This is a genomic window from Metabacillus rhizolycopersici, assembly GCF_020075705.1.
The window spans coordinates 41,143-57,305 of sequence record NZ_JAIQUM010000032.1; the positions used below are offsets into that span (position 1 = coordinate 41,143).

Genomic DNA, 16,163 nt, shown 5'->3' on the forward strand with positions numbered 1-16,163 from the left:
TTCCTCCTCCCCACATTTAATTAATAAATCGAAACGCTGCTTGTACTAGTTCTTCCAAACGTTCATGCTTTTTCTCTAAATACAAGTGTCCAATCAATGCCTCAAATGCTGTACTATACTTGTATGTTTGTACATCTGTATTTTTAGGAATTGTTCCTGACTTTGCATTTCTTCCCCGCCTTATGACGGCTTCTTCCTCTTCAGAAAAAACCTCTAGAGAGAAGAGGTGATGCAATATACTAGCTTGTGCTTTAGCTGACACAAATCTCTTTGCCTGATTATGAAGCTGATTTGGTCGAATATTCCCTTTCGCTAAGAGGTGATGCCTGACATAGATTTCATATACAGCATCACCAATATACGCTAATGCTAAGCTATTCAAATGCTTCGAATCTTTAATTGTTTCAAAATCTAAAAACATGATGTTCCTCTTTTCTTTCCAAAGCCATATGGCGTTAATCACTACTATTCAAAATGAAAGATAGGCAAAGTGTTACTACATGCTCCACTCCAATTAGGGAATAGGACAAGCAAGCTCTACAAAAGTTTATGAAGCCAAAACTTGCCTATGCATAAGGTCATTTGAATTCATAAGTTTGAGCTGTTCCGCTCCCGCTACCATTATTTTCGTTAATTCTTACTATCTTTATTCCCTCATCACTCTATCAGTTTTAGGCGAGAGTATCCTTTCCTCAAGGAATGTAGAGGGCGATAGTCCAATGAGTAGGGAGGGGGTGAATCGCCTTTCTGTGTACACAAACACGTGTTCGTGCGATGAAATAATCTTGTAAGTTGTTCTTTGATAACTGAACATATGAGGTTGTGGCAAGAATCGTTGCTTTGCCACGTAAAATGTTCAAGCCTTTCCAAACAGCCAAGCCACGTTTTAACGTGAAGCACAGGCTTTCACGCAACTTTACAAGTAGTCCCAAAGGCAAGACCGATGGGATAGAGGGGTTGGGTATTTTTAGCATACCATTGTGTCAACTCCACTAATGTTAAGCTTTCAGACATGTTCGATACATTAGAAACCCCCACTTCAAGGCGTTAACCTAAGTGGTGGGAGTATTATAATCACTCAACTACGCTTCCATCTTGTTCCTTGAGGAGTATCTTCTAAAATAATATTTAAATCTTTTAGATTATCCCGAATTTCATCGGCTAATGCGAAGTTACGATCCTTTCTTGCTTGGATACGCTGCTGGATCATTTCATCAATTTCCTCATCCAAAAGCTCCACCTGCGCAAATTTCACACCTAATACTTCTCCTAATTGATCGAACTCATCTAGGAAGGCCTGAATCACTTTCTCAGAAGTATTTTGCTCTTCTAAGTAATAATTTGCTTGCTTTGCCAGGTCAAAAAGGACAGAAACCGCATTGGCAGTATTAAAATCATCGTTCATTTCCTTTTTAAACTGCTCGCGGTATTCACTTATTTTAGTAAGCCACTCTTCATTGTTATCAGTCAAATTTGTACTGCTATTCTTGCGGTGCTGTAAATTGGCATAAGATGTCTTTAAGCGGTCAAACGCATTTTGAGTACTTTCTAATAACTCCTGGGAGAAATTAATTGGATGTCGATAATGAACCGATAGCATAAAGAAACGGACAACCTGCGGATCAATTTTTTTTATAATATCGTGTACTAGTACGAAGTTCCCTAATGATTTCGACATCTTTTCGTTATTAATATTAATATAGCCGTTATGCATCCAATACTTCGCAAATGGCTTGTCATTTAATGCCTCTGATTGGGCAATCTCATTTTCATGATGAGGGAAGGTTAAGTCCTGGCCACCAGCATGAATATCAATTGTATCGCCTAGATACTTCTTTGCCATCGCAGAACATTCAATATGCCAGCCAGGTCGACCGTGTCCCCACGGACTTTCCCAAGAAATTTCTCCTTCTTTTGCCGTTTTCCAAAGGACGAAATCAAGTGCGTCGAGTTTTTTCTCTCCTACATCAATTCTGTTACCTAAACGCAGCTCATCAATTGACTGATGCGAGAGCTTTCCGTATCCTTTAAACTCTCTTGTTTTGTAATAAACATCGCCACCCGCTTCATAGGCATATCCTTTATCAATTAACGCTTGAATAAAATCAATGATAATGTCGATACTCTCTGTGACACGTGGGTGAACTGTTGCACGTTTGCATCCAAGTGAAGAAACATCTTCAAAATAAGCATCGATAAAACGTTCTGCAATCGTTGGTACGTCTTCACCTAGTTCATTTGCAGCTTTAATTAATTTATCATCAACATCTGTAAAGTTTGATACAAAGTTTACTTCATATCCCGTATATTCTAAATACCTACGTACAGTATCGTAAACGATTGCTGGTCTAGCATTACCTATATGAATATAGTTATAAACAGTTGGACCGCACACATACATTTTCACTTTACCTGCTTCAAGAGGCTCAAACGTTTCTTTTTGCCTCGTTAGCGTATTGTACAACTTTATCGCCATGTTCACTCGTTCCTTTCCGTAACTGCTGTACTTCATTTCTTAAATTTTTAAGCTCTTCTTCGAGTTCTTTAAAACGATCTGCAACTGGATCTGGCAAATCACTATGGTTTAAATCTTTATCTATTTTGCTACCGTTTTTTATGACAACTTTACCTGGAATCCCTACAACAGTTGAATGATCTGGAACATCTTTCAGTACGACAGATCCTGCCCCTACTTTAGAGTATGCACCAACAGTAATAGATCCTAACACTTTTGCTCCTGTTGCAATTAAAGCGTGGTCCTTAATCGTAGGGTGACGCTTTCCCTTTTCCTTACCAGTTCCACCTAAAGTTACTCCTTGAAATACCGTAACATTATCTCCAATTTCACAGGTTTCTCCAATAACAACTCCCATGCCATGATCAATAAAAAAACGATGTCCAATTTTAGCACCAGGATGGATTTCTACCCCTGTAAAAAAACGACTTATCTGAGAAATTGCTCTTGCTAAGAAAAATAGCCTGCGTTTGTATAGACCGTGAGCTATTCGATGTGCCCAAATAGCATGTAAACCAGAGTAAGTTAAGATAACCTCAAAATAGTTCCTTGCTGCTGGATCTTGTTCAAAGATAGTATCTATATCTTCTTTCAGAACTTTTAACATCGCTATCCCTCCCATCATTTCCTTTATCAAATTTCACTAACATTTGCATAGAGGATAAACATACTTATTACGATACAATGTAGCGTATATTTCCTCCCACTTCCCCAATCCTAGCTAAAACTTTTTTATATACAAAAAAGCGTCTCTGTAAAAATACAGAGACGCTTTAAGGCGCGGTTCCACTCTGTTTAGGTATGATGTGTATCGTTCAAAATGAACGGTAACGTATCACAACCTCAACTTTAGCTCTGTAACGTAGAGCTACACGCTTTTACTTACTAATCTCATTACGGACGTTTAGCAAAAGACTCTAAGGTGCATTTCAAAAATTACTTCTCTTAAACCTCTTCCAGCCAATGGAGGTTCTCTCTAAAAAGGAAGTAAAGCTTTACTCTCCTTATCAACGATTTAACTATAGGTTTACACCTACTATATTACATTTTTTAAAAAAAGTTAACTAATTATGCTGTTTAATCTTGAAATAACCGTATTTTTACCTAGCACTGAAATCGATTTCGGTAAATCTGGGCCATGTGTTTGACCTGTGATAGCAACACGGATTGGCATAAATAAATTTTTACCTTTTTGACCTGTTGCCTTTTGAACGGCTTTAATTGATGCTTTCACATGATCACTTGAAAAGTCTTCAGCATGTTCTAATTCATTGACAAAGGCAGCTAACACTTCTGGTACTTGCTCACCTTCTAGAACAGCTTTTGCTTCCTCGCTATATGTGATTTCCTCTTTAAAGAATAATTCTGTTAGGCTCACGATTTCAGCACCAAAGCTTATTTGTTCCTGATACAGCTCAATTAATTTGCGTGTTCGTTCGTTTTCTTCCTCATTCATTGCTTCTGACACTTTTCCTGCCTTTATTAAATGTGGCAACGTAAGTGGTACAAGGACATCCAGATCGATTTGCTTAATATACTGATTATTCATCCATGCAAGTTTTTGTGTATCAAACACGGCAGGTGATTTTGAAAGACGGGCAGCATCAAAAATTTCGATTAACTGTTCTTTACTATATACTTCTTCTTCTCCACCCGGAGACCACCCAAGCAAAGCGATAAAGTTAAATAACGCTTCTGGTAAATATCCTAGCTCCTCGTATTGCTCGATAAATTGAATGATTGATTCGTCACGTTTACTTAATTTTTTACGGCTCTCATTAACAATTAACGTCATATGGCCAAATACAGGAATATCCCAACCGAATGCTTCATAAATCATGATTTGTTTAGGTGTATTGGAAATATGGTCTTCCCCACGTAATACATGTGAGATTTTCATTAAATGATCATCGACCGCTACTGCAAAATTGTAGGTTGGCGTACCATCTTTTTTGATAATGACGAAATCGCCCATGCCTTCTGATTCAAAGGATATATTTCCTTTCACCATGTCATTAAAGCTGAATACTTTATTTGCTGGTACTCTAAAGCGAATACTATATTTTAATCCTTGTTCTTCTAAGCTCTTTTCCTCTTCAGCCGTTAGATTTGCATGCTTACCTGAATATTGAGGTGTCTCTCCACGAGCCATTTGTTCCTCACGTTCTTTTTCTAACTCTTCTTCTGTACAATAGCATTTATATGCTAGCCCTTTCGCTACTAGTTCCTCATAATACTCTTTATAAATTTCATTTCTTTCTGATTGACGATAAGGGCCATATTCGCCACCAACATCAATGCTTTCATCCCAGTCAATCCCCAGCCACTTTAAATACTTTAACTGGCTTTCTTCTCCACCTTCAATGTTACGCTTTTTATCTGTATCTTCTATACGGACAATAAACTTCCCACCTTGATTTTTAGCAAATAAATAATTAAATAATGCCGTTCTTGCATTTCCAATATGTAAATGACCTGTTGGACTTGGCGCATAACGAACCCTTACTTCATTTGTCATACAGTAAACCTCCACTACATTCTTTTAATTTATCCTTTTTATTCCATTTTACTCATTTAAGATTTATTCGTATAAGTCAGACCTAATTTTATCACCAATAATATCAAGATACAAAACTTGAAAAGCTTACTGACGTTTTTGAATTAAAACCGTTACTTGTGAAGCAATTCCCTCTTGTCTCCCTGTAAACCCTAACTTTTCAGTAGTTGTCGCTTTCACATTAACTTGAGAAAGATCTGCTTCAAGCAATTCTGCGATACGCCCTCTCATTTTATCAATATGTGGAGCCATTTTAGGTTTCTGTGCAATAATTGTACAGTCTATGTTTCCTAACTCATACCCTTTTGCTTTTACAAGCTCCCATACATGTGTCAGCAACTTAGCTGAATCTGCATCCTTAAAGGCAGGGTCTGTATCAGGGAAATGTTTTCCGATATCTCCCTCTGCAATCGCTCCTAAGCAAGCGTCAGCAACGGTATGTAGTAACACATCAGCATCTGAGTGTCCTAACAACCCTTTTTCATACGGTATTTCAATTCCACCAATTATTAACGGACGATCCTCAACTAATTGATGAACATCAAATCCTTGTCCAATTCTAATCATCATTTTCCCTCTTTTCATTTCTCACAATCCATTATTCCCAGCGAAACTTTTAGCCATGGAGACTTTACTACTCGTTAATGTTTTCCTTCAAGTATCGCTTTTGCAATAACCAAATCCTCTGGTGTTGTTAATTTTATATTCGTATAATCCCCTAGGACAACTGAGACCGGCTTTCCTATTCGTTCTACAAGGCTAGCATCATCTGTTCCAAGATAGTTCTCATTTTTAGCTTGTCGATGAGCATCAAGGACGAGGGGCAGAAAGAAGGCCTGTGGGGTCTGTACTGACCACAAGGTTGACCGCTCTACAGTTTCAACAACTTTTCCATCAACAACCCGCTTTATCGTATCCTTTACTGGTACAGCTAAAGTTGCAGCTCCTGTTTTTTGTGTCTCATATAAAAGGTTTTCGATTTTTTTATGAGACAGGAACGGGCGGGCTCCATCATGCACAAGAACAAGCATCCCTTTTTCCACAGCTTGTAAACCATTATATACACTAAACTGTCTTTCACTGCCACCTGATACGATATATTTTACTTTCGTTATTTGATAATCATCAAGTAATTTCAGAAAATCCTCTTTTTCCTGGTCATTAATTACGAGAATAATACCCTCGCACATTGAATGTTCTTCAAATACTTTTAATGTATGTATGATGATAGGAGCTTGTTCTAGCTCAATAAACTGCTTATTTTTTCCAGCATTCATCCGTTTGCCTTGACCGGCAGCTGGAATAACGACTTGATAGTTCATGATATTTGCTCCTTAAAAATTTCAGTATACTATCATCATAAAATATTCATTCAAATATGTAAAATAGCCCGTGAGACACTAGTCACCTAATGTTCAACGGGCCCTTATTTATCATTATATCATTTCGCTTTTTCTAATGCATTTGCTAACAGTTTAGGTTTTGCAAAAATCATTCTACCCGCAGATGTTTGAAGAACACTTGTTACAAGCACATCGATATGTTTTCCGATATAGTTTCGACCATCTTCAACAACGATCATTGTACCGTCATCTAAGTATGCTATACCTTGATTGTGTTCTTTACCATCCTTAATTACTTGAACATTCATTTCCTCACCTGGTAAAACCACAGGCTTAACGGCATTTGCCAAATCATTAATATTGAGAACATGAACCTTTTGCAATTCGCATACTTTATTCAGGTTAAAATCATTGGTCACAACAACGCCGGAAGTTATTTTCGCTAATTTTACGAGCTTGCTATCTACTTCTTGAATTTCCTCAAAGTCGCCTTCGTAAATTTCAACCTTAATCGCAAGCTCCTTTTGAATTTTATTCAAAATGTCTAGCCCTCTACGTCCCCTGTTCCGCTTTAAAACATCAGACGAATCTGCAATATGCTGAAGCTCTTCTAAAACAAATTGAGGAATCACAATCGTTCCCTCTAAAAAGCCAGTTTGACAAATATCTGCAATTCTTCCATCAATAATAACACTCGTATCTAAAATCTTTAACTTTTTATCTTCTGGTTCATTTTCCTCATCTGCTGCTCCCTTTTTCTTGCCGATTCGATTTGAAGCTGTGAAGAGATTAATTAATTCATCCCTTTTCTTAAAACCAATTTGGAAGCCTAGATAACCAAGGAGTACTGTTAAAAAAATCGGGATAATTGTATTAAACACCGCGTAATGAATTTCATTTAAGGGAATACCGATAAGAAAAGCAATTATAAGACCAAAAATTAATCCAAGACTACCAAATAACACATCCGTAACAGGAGCTTTTACAACAGCCTCTTCTAAAACTTTAATCCAATTCACTATATAATCCACAATCCAAAATGTTGCAACAAAAAAGACAATTGCACCTAACACAGCTAGTGTATAGGGCGTGTTAATAAAAGGTATGTCTTGCATATTTAATAACTGAAGTAGTTCTGGCATGAGAAAAATCCCTAACATTCCACCTACAATTAAAAATAAGAGTTGGATTATGCGTTTAATTAACATACCTTCACCTCCTTTTTACGATATAACTACTTTATCCTACTTCCCGCACATGTGAAATAGAAATTTAAAAATGTAAATAGATTGTAATCTTTTGAAGCAACTTAAATGTGTTTCACATTAGATCATCCTAATTAAGAAAATCCATCATTTCGATATCCAATATCGATAACACAAGTAAACTGCTTAATACTAGTTTAATCATCCCAATAAATAAAGTAGTTTCACCCTCATTTCTCCAAGTAATAAACTTTATAAAACAATCTTAATATATCCAAATTTAGCGAAATTAAAACCAATAAGTTGAATTTTCTTATATGCGACGGTCAATTAGAAGTTGATCCCGTAACCTATTCAATCCTTCAATAATCTTCTTTGCCCTCACCTCACCTATACCATCTACTTCATCCAACTGTTCTACGGATGCGCTCAAAATAAGTTTCAGCTTTTTATAAGTTTTCACTAAATTTTCAATAACAATCGTTGGTAGTCTAGGAATTTTATTTAACATACGGTAACCTCTTGACATAACAGGACTATCAATATTAGAAAATGAAGAGTAACCTAGTAATTTAAAGAGAACTGCATCATCTAGAAGTTCAAAGCTTGAGAGGTCTTGAAGTTGCTTGAGTATTGGATAAGGATCAACAACTTTGTCGTGGGCATAATCCTTTACTAGTAAGGCTGCTTCCTCATCTAATCCAGTTAGAAGCTCAGCAAGTTGCAACCTAATAAGGTGTCCTTCTGCTCCAAGCTCATTTACATAGTCATTTATTTCATCCTTTATACGGAAAACCATTTCAAATCGGTGCAAAACTAGCAATACCTCTTTAAAGGTTACTAATTCCTCTAATTCCAAAGCCCCTAATGTCGCGATAGACTGGTCAAGAACTAGTTTATACTTCTCTAATGTTTGAATTGCCTGATTTGCCTTCGTTAAAATGACCCCAATATCTCTAAGAGCATACCGTAAATTACCATGATAGAGCGTAATAATATTTCTCCTTTGGGATATGGCTATCACCAAATTGCCAGTTTGCTTCGCCACTCGTTCTGCCGTTCGATGCCTCATTCCAGTTTCAGAGGAGTAAATTGAGGAGTCAGGAACTAACTGAGCATTTGCATACAAGATTTTATTTCCTGAATCACTTAAAATAATTGCACCATCCATTTTAGCTAACTCATACAAGTGTGCAGATGAAAATGAACAATTGATGAAAAAGCCACCGTCTAGAACCGCCTTCACTTGGTCGTTGTGACCAACAACGATTAGTCCACCTGTTTTAGCACGAAGGACATTTTCAATCCCTTCCCTTATTGGTGTACCCGGTGCGACAAATTGTAAAATCTCATTTAAGGTTTTTTCACCTGATTTATTCTCTTTTTCTGACATCCACTATCCCCCTAACGTTTTATGGAGAGCCTCAGCTACATTTTTCACTCCAATAATTTCGATATCATCTGGAGGATTCCAACCACCGATATTTGCTTCAGGAATAATCGCCCTCTTAAAGCCAAGCTTAGCTGCTTCCGTTACCCTTTGTTCAATCCTTGAGACCCTACGTACCTCGCCTGTTAAACCAACTTCACCAATTATGACATCCGTTGGCTTTGGTGGGGCATCCTTAAAGCTTGAAGCAATACTTACAGCAATCGCTAAGTCAATTGCCGGTTCATCAAGTTTTACTCCACCCGCAACCTTTAAATAGGCATCTTGATTTTGTAGTAGTAAACCTACACGTTTCTCTAAAACAGCCATTAATAATGGTACACGGTTATGATCAATGCCAGTTGCCATTCGTCTTGGATTACCAAAACTAGTTGGAGAAATTAGAGCTTGAATCTCAACTAATACCGGTCTTGTTCCCTCCATTGAAGCTACAACAGTAGAGCCAGCCGCTCCTTTAGACCTTTCCTCTAAAAATATTTCTGAAGGGTTTAGAACCTCCTCCAACCCTTCCTCCTTCATCTCAAATATACCCATTTCATTTGTTGATCCAAATCGATTTTTCACAGCGCGCAAAATACGGTATGTATGATGCCTTTCTCCCTCAAAATAAAGAACAGTATCAACCATATGTTCTAATATTCTCGGTCCTGCAATTGAACCTTCCTTCGTCACATGACCGACAATGAATATCGCAATTCCTTTTGTTTTGGCAATTCTCATAAGTTCAGCCGTGGATTCTCTTACTTGTGACACACTTCCAGGTGCTGAGCTTAATTCACTATGAAAGACAGTTTGAATGGAATCGACCACAACAAATGCAGGGTTTGTTTCTTCAATCGCCCTTGAGATAAAACTTAAATCAGTTTCTGATAAAACAAAAAGCTTCGCCGCCTTTACGCCTAACCGGTCTGCTCTAAGTTTTGTCTGCTTAACAGATTCTTCCCCTGAAATGTACAAAACATCATTTCCGTTTTCAGCTAATTGTGAGGAAATCTGTAGTAAAAGTGTCGACTTTCCAATCCCTGGGTCACCACCAATTAATACTAGGGACCCCTTAACAATTCCACTTCCTAATACTCGATTAAATTCTTTTGAATTTGTAAAAATTCTAGGTTCTTGGGTTGTTTCAATAGTTGTAATTGGGGAAGGTTTTTGTAAAGTTTGGCTAGAATGAGCAAAAACAGCCTTATGGGGTGATGCAGGTTTTAGAATTTCTTCCGTCATTTTATTCCATTCACCACAGCCAGGGCATTTCCCCATCCATTTTGGTGATTCATATCCACATGATTGACAAATAAATTTTATCTTTGTTTTGGCCATTAAAATATTCCTCTCTTATTAGATTACCAAGTAGTCGAGCTAATTATGAATATTTATCTCATAATTATTCATAATGTTCGGGGGATATCGAGGAGCACCTTTTAATCTAAAAATACAAGCGCCTCGGTCAGTCTTAAGATGTTATGACCCTATCAATAAAAGAGGAGGTGTTCTAGCTATTCAATTCATGAGTTGTTATCATCCGAGGTGATATACCGCTTTCACTGAACACAGAAGCTATATATAATTCAAGGCTTACATTAGGCAGGTATTTCCCACCTATCATCTTTGCTTCTCTTGAATCTTGGGGTAAGGGTTTTCAAGTCGTTAAAAATTCTACCGTATAAAGAAAGTGAGGCATACGTTTCTCAGCATGCCTCAACTAAAACTACCTACTTTCAATACATGATACAGGGTTATACGTATTACTGCCCTTTATTCTACATGAAAGTAGATATGATAGAAATTACTTTACTACTTCTTTTTCAGCGGTTTTAACGACAAATTCGCCCTTTTCAACATCTAAAATGATCTTTTGCCCTTTATCAATTGTACCCTTTAATAATTCTTCAGAAAGTCGATCTTCGACATTCTTTTGAATAGAACGACGTAATGGTCTTGCACCATATTCAAGGTCCATTCCCTCATCTGCAATTTTTTCCAGTGCAGACTCAGTTAATTCCAATGATAAATCCTGTTCTTTTAAACGTTTTGTTAGTTGATTAGACATTAATGAAACAATTTCTTTTAAATGTTTCTTTTCTAATGAGTGGAAAACAATGATTTCATCAATACGATTAATGAATTCTGGTCGGAACGCGCGCTTTAACTCATTCATTACTTTGCCTTTCATATCTTTGTAATTTTGAGTTTCATCTTGAACGTTAAACCCTACAAATTTGTTTCGCTTTAGTTCACTTGCACCAACATTTGATGTCATAATTAAAATTGTATTTCTAAAGTCTACAGTACGCCCTTTAGAGTCTGTTAATCTTCCATCCTCTAATACCTGTAATAGGATATTAAATACATCAGGGTGAGCCTTTTCAATTTCGTCTAGAAGAATAACAGAATACGGTTTTCTTCTAACCTTTTCAGTTAATTGACCACCTTCATCATACCCGACATAGCCCGGAGGTGAACCAACTAAACGAGAAGTAGAATGCTTCTCCATGTATTCTGACATGTCGATACGGATCATCGAATCTTCGTCACCGAAAATAGACTCTGCCAAAGCTCTAGCAAGTTCAGTTTTCCCTACACCTGTTGGTCCTAAGAAAATAAATGATCCAATCGGACGTTTAGGGTCCTTTAATCCTGCACGTGCACGACGAACTGCCTTCGCTACCGCAACTACAGCTTCTTCTTGACCAATGACTCTTGAGTGTAAAAGACTTTCCATATTTAACAATTTATCTGTTTCCGTTTGTGCCAATCTTGAAACAGGGACTCCAGTCCAACTAGAAACAACCATTGCGATATCTTCAACTGTTACTTCTGTATTCTCCTGTCCTTGCTTTTCTTTCCATGTTTTCTTCGTTTCTTCAAGCTGTTCACGTAAACGTTGTTCTGTATCACGCAAGGAAGCTGCCTTTTCAAACTCTTGGCTCTGTACAGAAGCATCCTTCTCTTTGCGAATTTCATCAAGTTTTACTTCAAGTTCTTTTAAGTTAGGTGGTGTTGTGAAAGAGCGTAATCGAACTTTAGAGCCTGCTTCATCGATTAAATCAATCGCTTTATCTGGTAAGAATCGGTCAGATATATAGCGATCAGATAATTTCACCGCGGCATCAATTGCTTCATCTGTAATAGACACTCTGTGATGTGCTTCATAACGATCACGTAACCCTTTTAAGATTTGTATGCTCTCATCAGGTGTTGGCTCATCTACTTGAATTGGCTGGAATCTACGTTCCAAGGCAGCATCTTTCTCGATGTATTTTCTATATTCATCAATTGTTGTTGCACCAATACACTGTAATTCACCTCTAGCTAATGAAGGTTTCAAAATGTTAGAAGCATCAATTGCACCTTCCGCTCCACCAGCACCAATTAATGTGTGTAGTTCATCGATGAATAGAATGATATTGCCCGCCTGGCGAATTTCGTCCATTACCTTTTTAAGTCGATCTTCAAATTCACCACGATATTTAGTACCAGCTACTACCGTACCCATATCCAGTGTCATAACACGTTTGTCACGTAAAATCTCAGGAACTTCATTCTGGATGATTTGTTGGGCTAATCCTTCCGCAATTGCTGTTTTACCAACACCAGGTTCACCTATCAACACCGGGTTATTTTTTGTTCGGCGACTTAAGACCTCAATTACCCGTTGGATTTCCTTGCCTCTACCAATTACTGGATCCAAACTACCTTCCCGTGCAATAACTGTTAGGTCACGTGCAAGACTATCAAGAGTTGGTGTATTGGCATTTGTCATGCTACCACTTTGATGGTTTGAAGATGTTTCATTGCTACCAAGTAATTGCAAAACCTGCTGTCTTGCCTTATTTAAGCTTACACCTAAATTATTAAGTACTCGTGCCGCAACCCCTTCACCTTCACGGATCAATCCGAGTAAGATATGTTCCGTCCCAACGTATGAATGACCTAACTTTCTCGCTTCATCCATAGATAATTCGATTACCTTTTTTGCTCGAGGAGTATAATGGATTGTTTGAGAACTATCTTGGCCTCTTCCAATTAAGCCCTCGACTTCCTTTTGGATCTTTTCAGGCCCTAGTCCTAAAGCTACTAAAGCTTTTGCAGCTATTCCCTCTCCTTCACTTACGAGACCAAGAAGAATGTGTTCAGTACCTATATTGTTATGACCTAAGCGAACTGCTTCCTCCTGTGCTAATGCAAGTACCTTCTGAGCGCGTTCTGTAAATCTTCCAAACATCATGATTCATCATCCTCCATCCGTTTTTTACGTTCCATTTCTAAGCTTAGCCGTTCCCTAATTAATGCTGCACGGCGAATATCTCTTTCATCTGGGCGTAATGGTCCACCATAATATTGTTGTAAAAATCCAGGTTGAGTTAAAATCATAAGCTCATTGAGAATATTTCTTGATATGTCTTTAATAATTCCTAAATCAATTCCTAGCCTAACATCTGACAAACACTTTGCTGCCTCATCAGATTCAATAATTCGACTATAAGCCAATGTCCCAAACGACCTATACACCCTATCTTCAAGTTGATCCTTAGAGATGTTGTATAGATCCTCACGGGTAGACCTTTCTAGCGTTATTAATTGTTGAACTACACTAATGAGATCTTCAACGATGTCATTTTCAGATTTCCCTAATGTGATTTGATTGGATATCTGAAAGAGATTGCCAATCGCCTGGCTACCCTCACCATAAATACCTCTTACTACAAGTCCTAACTGATTAATAGCCGGTATTATTCGATTAATTTTCTGAGTAAGGACCAAGGTTGGAAGATGCATCATGACAGATGCCCTTAAACCAGTTCCAACATTTGTAGGACAACTAGTTAAGTATCCCCTTTGTTCGTCAAAGGCATAATCAACCTCTTCTTCAATCCAATCATCTAACTTGCTGGTCATATTCAGGGCCTCCTCAAGTTGGAAACCAGGGAATAAACATTGAATGCGAATATGATCCTCTTCATTTAACATAATGCTAATTTCTTCATTTTCAGAAAGTAGACATCCCCCAAAAGCTGCATTATCTGCTAGGGTAGGACTAATTAAATGTTTTTCGACTAAAACCCTCTTTTGAATTTGTTGCAAATTATTCATCTTTAATAACTCAAGCTGACCTATATTATTAAATGTTTTATTTGCAAACGTTTCTTCAAAGAATGCTAGAATCTCTTGTGTTTCCTCATTCGTAGCAAGAGTTGGAAATTTATATTGTTCAATGTTACGTGCTAATCGAATTCTACTGCTTAAGACAATGTCTGAATCTGGGCCTTCACTACTCATCCAAACACTCATTGCCTTATTCATAAAGTTTTGGAGTGACACCCTTATGATCCCTCCTCATGAAAACTGCTTAATTTCTTTTCAAGAGACCTTATCTCATCCCTAACCTCTGCTGCTTGCTCAAACTCTTCCTGTACGATAAAATCCCGAATTTTATTTTTTAACACATCGATTTGCTTGCGGATATGGATATCTCCCCCAGTGCGATCCGGGACCTTACCAGCATGTACTGTATTACCACCATGTACACGTTTAACTATTGGAGTAATATAGCTACTAAATGTATTGTAACAATCTGAACATCCAAATCTTCCTACCTTTTTAAACTGTTGAAACGTCATCTTGCATCGATCACACTGCAAAATACCATTAGATTTAAAGACATTCTGTTCCTCTGTTTTAGCCATATTAGAGTCCATATTAAGCAGCCCAGTTAGTAAATGATTTAAAGAAAAACCTGAGTTGGCATTAAACATAAGGATCTGACTATTTTCTTGTGCACAATGCTCACAAATATGGACCTCTGTTTTTTCACCATTAATCACTTTTGTAAAGTGAAACGTTGCCGGTCTTTCCTTACACTCTTGGCAAATCATCCGTCTCCCCTACCTTCACTTATATTTCAAAGAAGTTAACATGGCCTTAACCATTCTTGCCCTTAACTCATCCCGATGAGGGAGTTCTAAGTAAAGGACTGAGCGGTCAATTACACTTAACATTAATTTAGCTTCTCGAGCAGAAATGACTTCTTCACTAACGAGCCGACCTATAATATTCTCAGCGGAAGCCTGAGATAGGTGGTGTTGAATCAAGTGTAAGATTTGGTCGAGTAAGTGTGCATGATTGTTTGCATGAACTTTAATAATTCGAATATACCCGCCTCCACCACGTTTACTTTCTACTACATAGCCTCTTTCAATCGTAAATCTTGTATTAATAACATAATTAATCTGTGAAGGTACACACTGAAATTTATCGGCAATTTCACTCCGTTTAATCTCAACAATTTCCTTGCCACTACTATCCAGCACTCTTTTCAGATACTGTTCAATAATGTCTGAAATATTCCTCACTCAACCACCCCCTCACTGACTTTGACTATATTTGACTTTAATCTTACTATAAAGCGAACGGGAAAATTTTTCAACTTTAATGTTTCATTTTAAATATTGCCAAATTGTAAAGAAAGTAAAACGTGTTTATCGTAATTTTCCCTTACGAGCAAACATTGTATATGTAACTTGAACTAAGAAATATACTATATTCATTCTTATCTCCTCTATGGGTTCAAATATGTAATGTAATCTAATATATATATACTCAAAGATTTGTCTACGAACACAAATTTCAATAACTTTCCTCTGGTTATTTTTTAAAAAGCTTTCAGAATTTTGAGGTCTATCTGCTAATTCATTAATAATCAAAAGGGGAGTAGAAAAAGGAAGACCCATATGAAATATGTAAAGGAAAATCGAGAAGGTGAATGATGATTTCCTGATACTGTCCTGCACCTTATACACTTGAGTTAAGCACCAAAATTAAGGATTAAACACTTTGGAAGAACAAAAGCGCAAGCGCCTTGATTGGCCTAGACCCAGGAGGAGCTAGGAGCTGGATGTCGTGTGCTTATCCACAGTACAAGAATTTTATAGTTTTTCTATAACATAACAAAAAAAGATCAGTATCTCTACTGATCTTTTTACTCTTTACCTGGCAACGTCCTACTCTCACAGGGGGAAACCCCCAACTACCATCGGCGCTGAAGAGCTTAACTTCCGTGTTCGGCATGGGAACGGGTGTGGCCTCTTCGCCA

General features: G+C 37.4%; 13 protein-coding genes, 1 rRNA gene and 1 other annotated feature. All 14 genes read right to left on the reverse strand.

What is annotated here, in order from left to right:
- Nucleotides 1–16 precede the first annotated feature (16 nt).
- Nucleotides 17–421 carry a Mini-ribonuclease 3 gene (locus tag K9V48_RS14655; RefSeq protein WP_224139726.1) on the reverse strand — a complete coding sequence of 135 codons (405 nt, stop codon included), beginning with the start codon at nt 419–421 and terminating at the stop codon, nt 17–19.
- Between the two features lie 657 nt (nt 422–1,078).
- Nucleotides 1,079–2,476: a cysteine--tRNA ligase gene (gene cysS / locus K9V48_RS14660; protein ID WP_224139727.1), complete on the reverse strand. Its 1,398-nt coding sequence runs from the start codon at nt 2,474–2,476 to the stop codon at nt 1,079–1,081.
- Nucleotides 2,427–3,122: a serine O-acetyltransferase gene (cysE, locus tag K9V48_RS14665; RefSeq protein WP_224139728.1), complete on the reverse strand. Its 696-nt coding sequence runs from the start codon at nt 3,120–3,122 to the stop codon at nt 2,427–2,429. The genes cysS and cysE overlap by 50 nt, the downstream gene beginning before the upstream one ends.
- A 154-nt stretch (nt 3,123–3,276) precedes the next feature.
- Nucleotides 3,277–3,535, reverse strand: a binding site (T-box leader).
- Nucleotides 3,536–3,575: 40 nt separating this feature from the next.
- Complete coding sequence (gene gltX / locus K9V48_RS14670) at nt 3,576–5,033, reverse strand: glutamate--tRNA ligase (protein WP_224139729.1); 1,458 nt, start codon at nt 5,031–5,033, stop codon at nt 3,576–3,578.
- 126 nt (nt 5,034–5,159) lie between these two features.
- On the reverse strand, nt 5,160–5,639 hold the full coding sequence (gene ispF, locus K9V48_RS14675) for a 2-C-methyl-D-erythritol 2,4-cyclodiphosphate synthase (protein WP_224139744.1): 480 nt from the start codon (nt 5,637–5,639) through the stop codon (nt 5,160–5,162).
- A 74-nt stretch (nt 5,640–5,713) separates the two neighbouring features.
- Complete coding sequence (gene ispD / locus K9V48_RS14680; RefSeq protein WP_224139730.1) at nt 5,714–6,394, reverse strand: 2-C-methyl-D-erythritol 4-phosphate cytidylyltransferase; 681 nt, start codon at nt 6,392–6,394, stop codon at nt 5,714–5,716.
- 119 nt (nt 6,395–6,513) lie between these two features.
- Nucleotides 6,514–7,623, reverse strand: coding sequence for a PIN/TRAM domain-containing protein (locus tag K9V48_RS14685; RefSeq protein WP_224139732.1), 1,110 nt, complete (start codon nt 7,621–7,623; stop codon nt 6,514–6,516).
- A gap of 310 nt (nt 7,624–7,933) precedes the next feature.
- Nucleotides 7,934–9,013, reverse strand: a complete 1,080-nt coding sequence (gene disA / locus K9V48_RS14690) for a DNA integrity scanning diadenylate cyclase DisA (protein WP_224139733.1) — start codon at nt 9,011–9,013, stop codon at nt 7,934–7,936.
- A gap of 3 nt (nt 9,014–9,016) precedes the next feature.
- Complete coding sequence (radA, locus tag K9V48_RS14695) at nt 9,017–10,390, reverse strand: DNA repair protein RadA (protein ID WP_224139735.1); 1,374 nt, start codon at nt 10,388–10,390, stop codon at nt 9,017–9,019.
- 466 nt (nt 10,391–10,856) lie between these two features.
- Nucleotides 10,857–13,298 carry an ATP-dependent protease ATP-binding subunit ClpC gene (gene clpC / locus K9V48_RS14700; RefSeq protein WP_224139737.1) on the reverse strand — a complete coding sequence of 814 codons (2,442 nt, stop codon included), beginning with the start codon at nt 13,296–13,298 and terminating at the stop codon, nt 10,857–10,859.
- Nucleotides 13,295–14,392 (reverse strand): protein-arginine kinase McsB, encoded by a 1,098-nt coding sequence (mcsB, locus tag K9V48_RS14705; RefSeq protein WP_224139739.1) that lies wholly within the window; start codon nt 14,390–14,392, stop codon nt 13,295–13,297. Before mcsB ends, clpC begins: the two co-directional genes overlap by 4 nt.
- A gap of 2 nt (nt 14,393–14,394) precedes the next feature.
- The gene (gene mcsA, locus K9V48_RS14710) at nt 14,395–14,946 is read right to left on the reverse strand and encodes a protein-arginine kinase activator protein McsA (protein ID WP_224139741.1); all 552 of its coding nucleotides are present in this window, start codon (nt 14,944–14,946) and stop codon (nt 14,395–14,397) included.
- A gap of 15 nt (nt 14,947–14,961) precedes the next feature.
- Nucleotides 14,962–15,423, reverse strand: coding sequence for a CtsR family transcriptional regulator (locus K9V48_RS14715; RefSeq protein ID WP_224139743.1), 462 nt, complete (start codon nt 15,421–15,423; stop codon nt 14,962–14,964).
- A gap of 635 nt (nt 15,424–16,058) precedes the next feature.
- Nucleotides 16,059–16,163 (reverse strand): 5S ribosomal RNA (rrf, locus tag K9V48_RS14720); the annotation flags it as partial.

Coding starts and splice junctions, on each gene's coding strand:
- K9V48_RS14655 (WP_224139726.1), bottom strand. CDS start 421: ATGTTTTTAGATTTTGAAACAATTAAAGATTCGAAGCATTTGAATAGC.
- cysS (WP_224139727.1), bottom strand. CDS start 2,476: ATGGCGATAAAGTTGTACAATACGCTAACGAGGCAAAAAGAAACGTTT.
- cysE (WP_224139728.1), bottom strand. CDS start 3,122: ATGTTAAAAGTTCTGAAAGAAGATATAGATACTATCTTTGAACAAGAT.
- gltX (WP_224139729.1), bottom strand. CDS start 5,033: ATGACAAATGAAGTAAGGGTTCGTTATGCGCCAAGTCCAACAGGTCAT.
- ispF (WP_224139744.1), bottom strand. CDS start 5,639: ATGATTAGAATTGGACAAGGATTTGATGTTCATCAATTAGTTGAGGAT.
- ispD (WP_224139730.1), bottom strand. CDS start 6,394: ATGAACTATCAAGTCGTTATTCCAGCTGCCGGTCAAGGCAAACGGATG.
- K9V48_RS14685 (WP_224139732.1), bottom strand. CDS start 7,623: ATGTTAATTAAACGCATAATCCAACTCTTATTTTTAATTGTAGGTGGA.
- disA (WP_224139733.1), bottom strand. CDS start 9,013: ATGTCAGAAAAAGAGAATAAATCAGGTGAAAAAACCTTAAATGAGATT.
- radA (WP_224139735.1), bottom strand. CDS start 10,390: ATGGCCAAAACAAAGATAAAATTTATTTGTCAATCATGTGGATATGAA.
- clpC (WP_224139737.1), bottom strand. CDS start 13,298: ATGATGTTTGGAAGATTTACAGAACGCGCTCAGAAGGTACTTGCATTA.
- mcsA (WP_224139741.1), bottom strand. CDS start 14,946: ATGATTTGCCAAGAGTGTAAGGAAAGACCGGCAACGTTTCACTTTACA.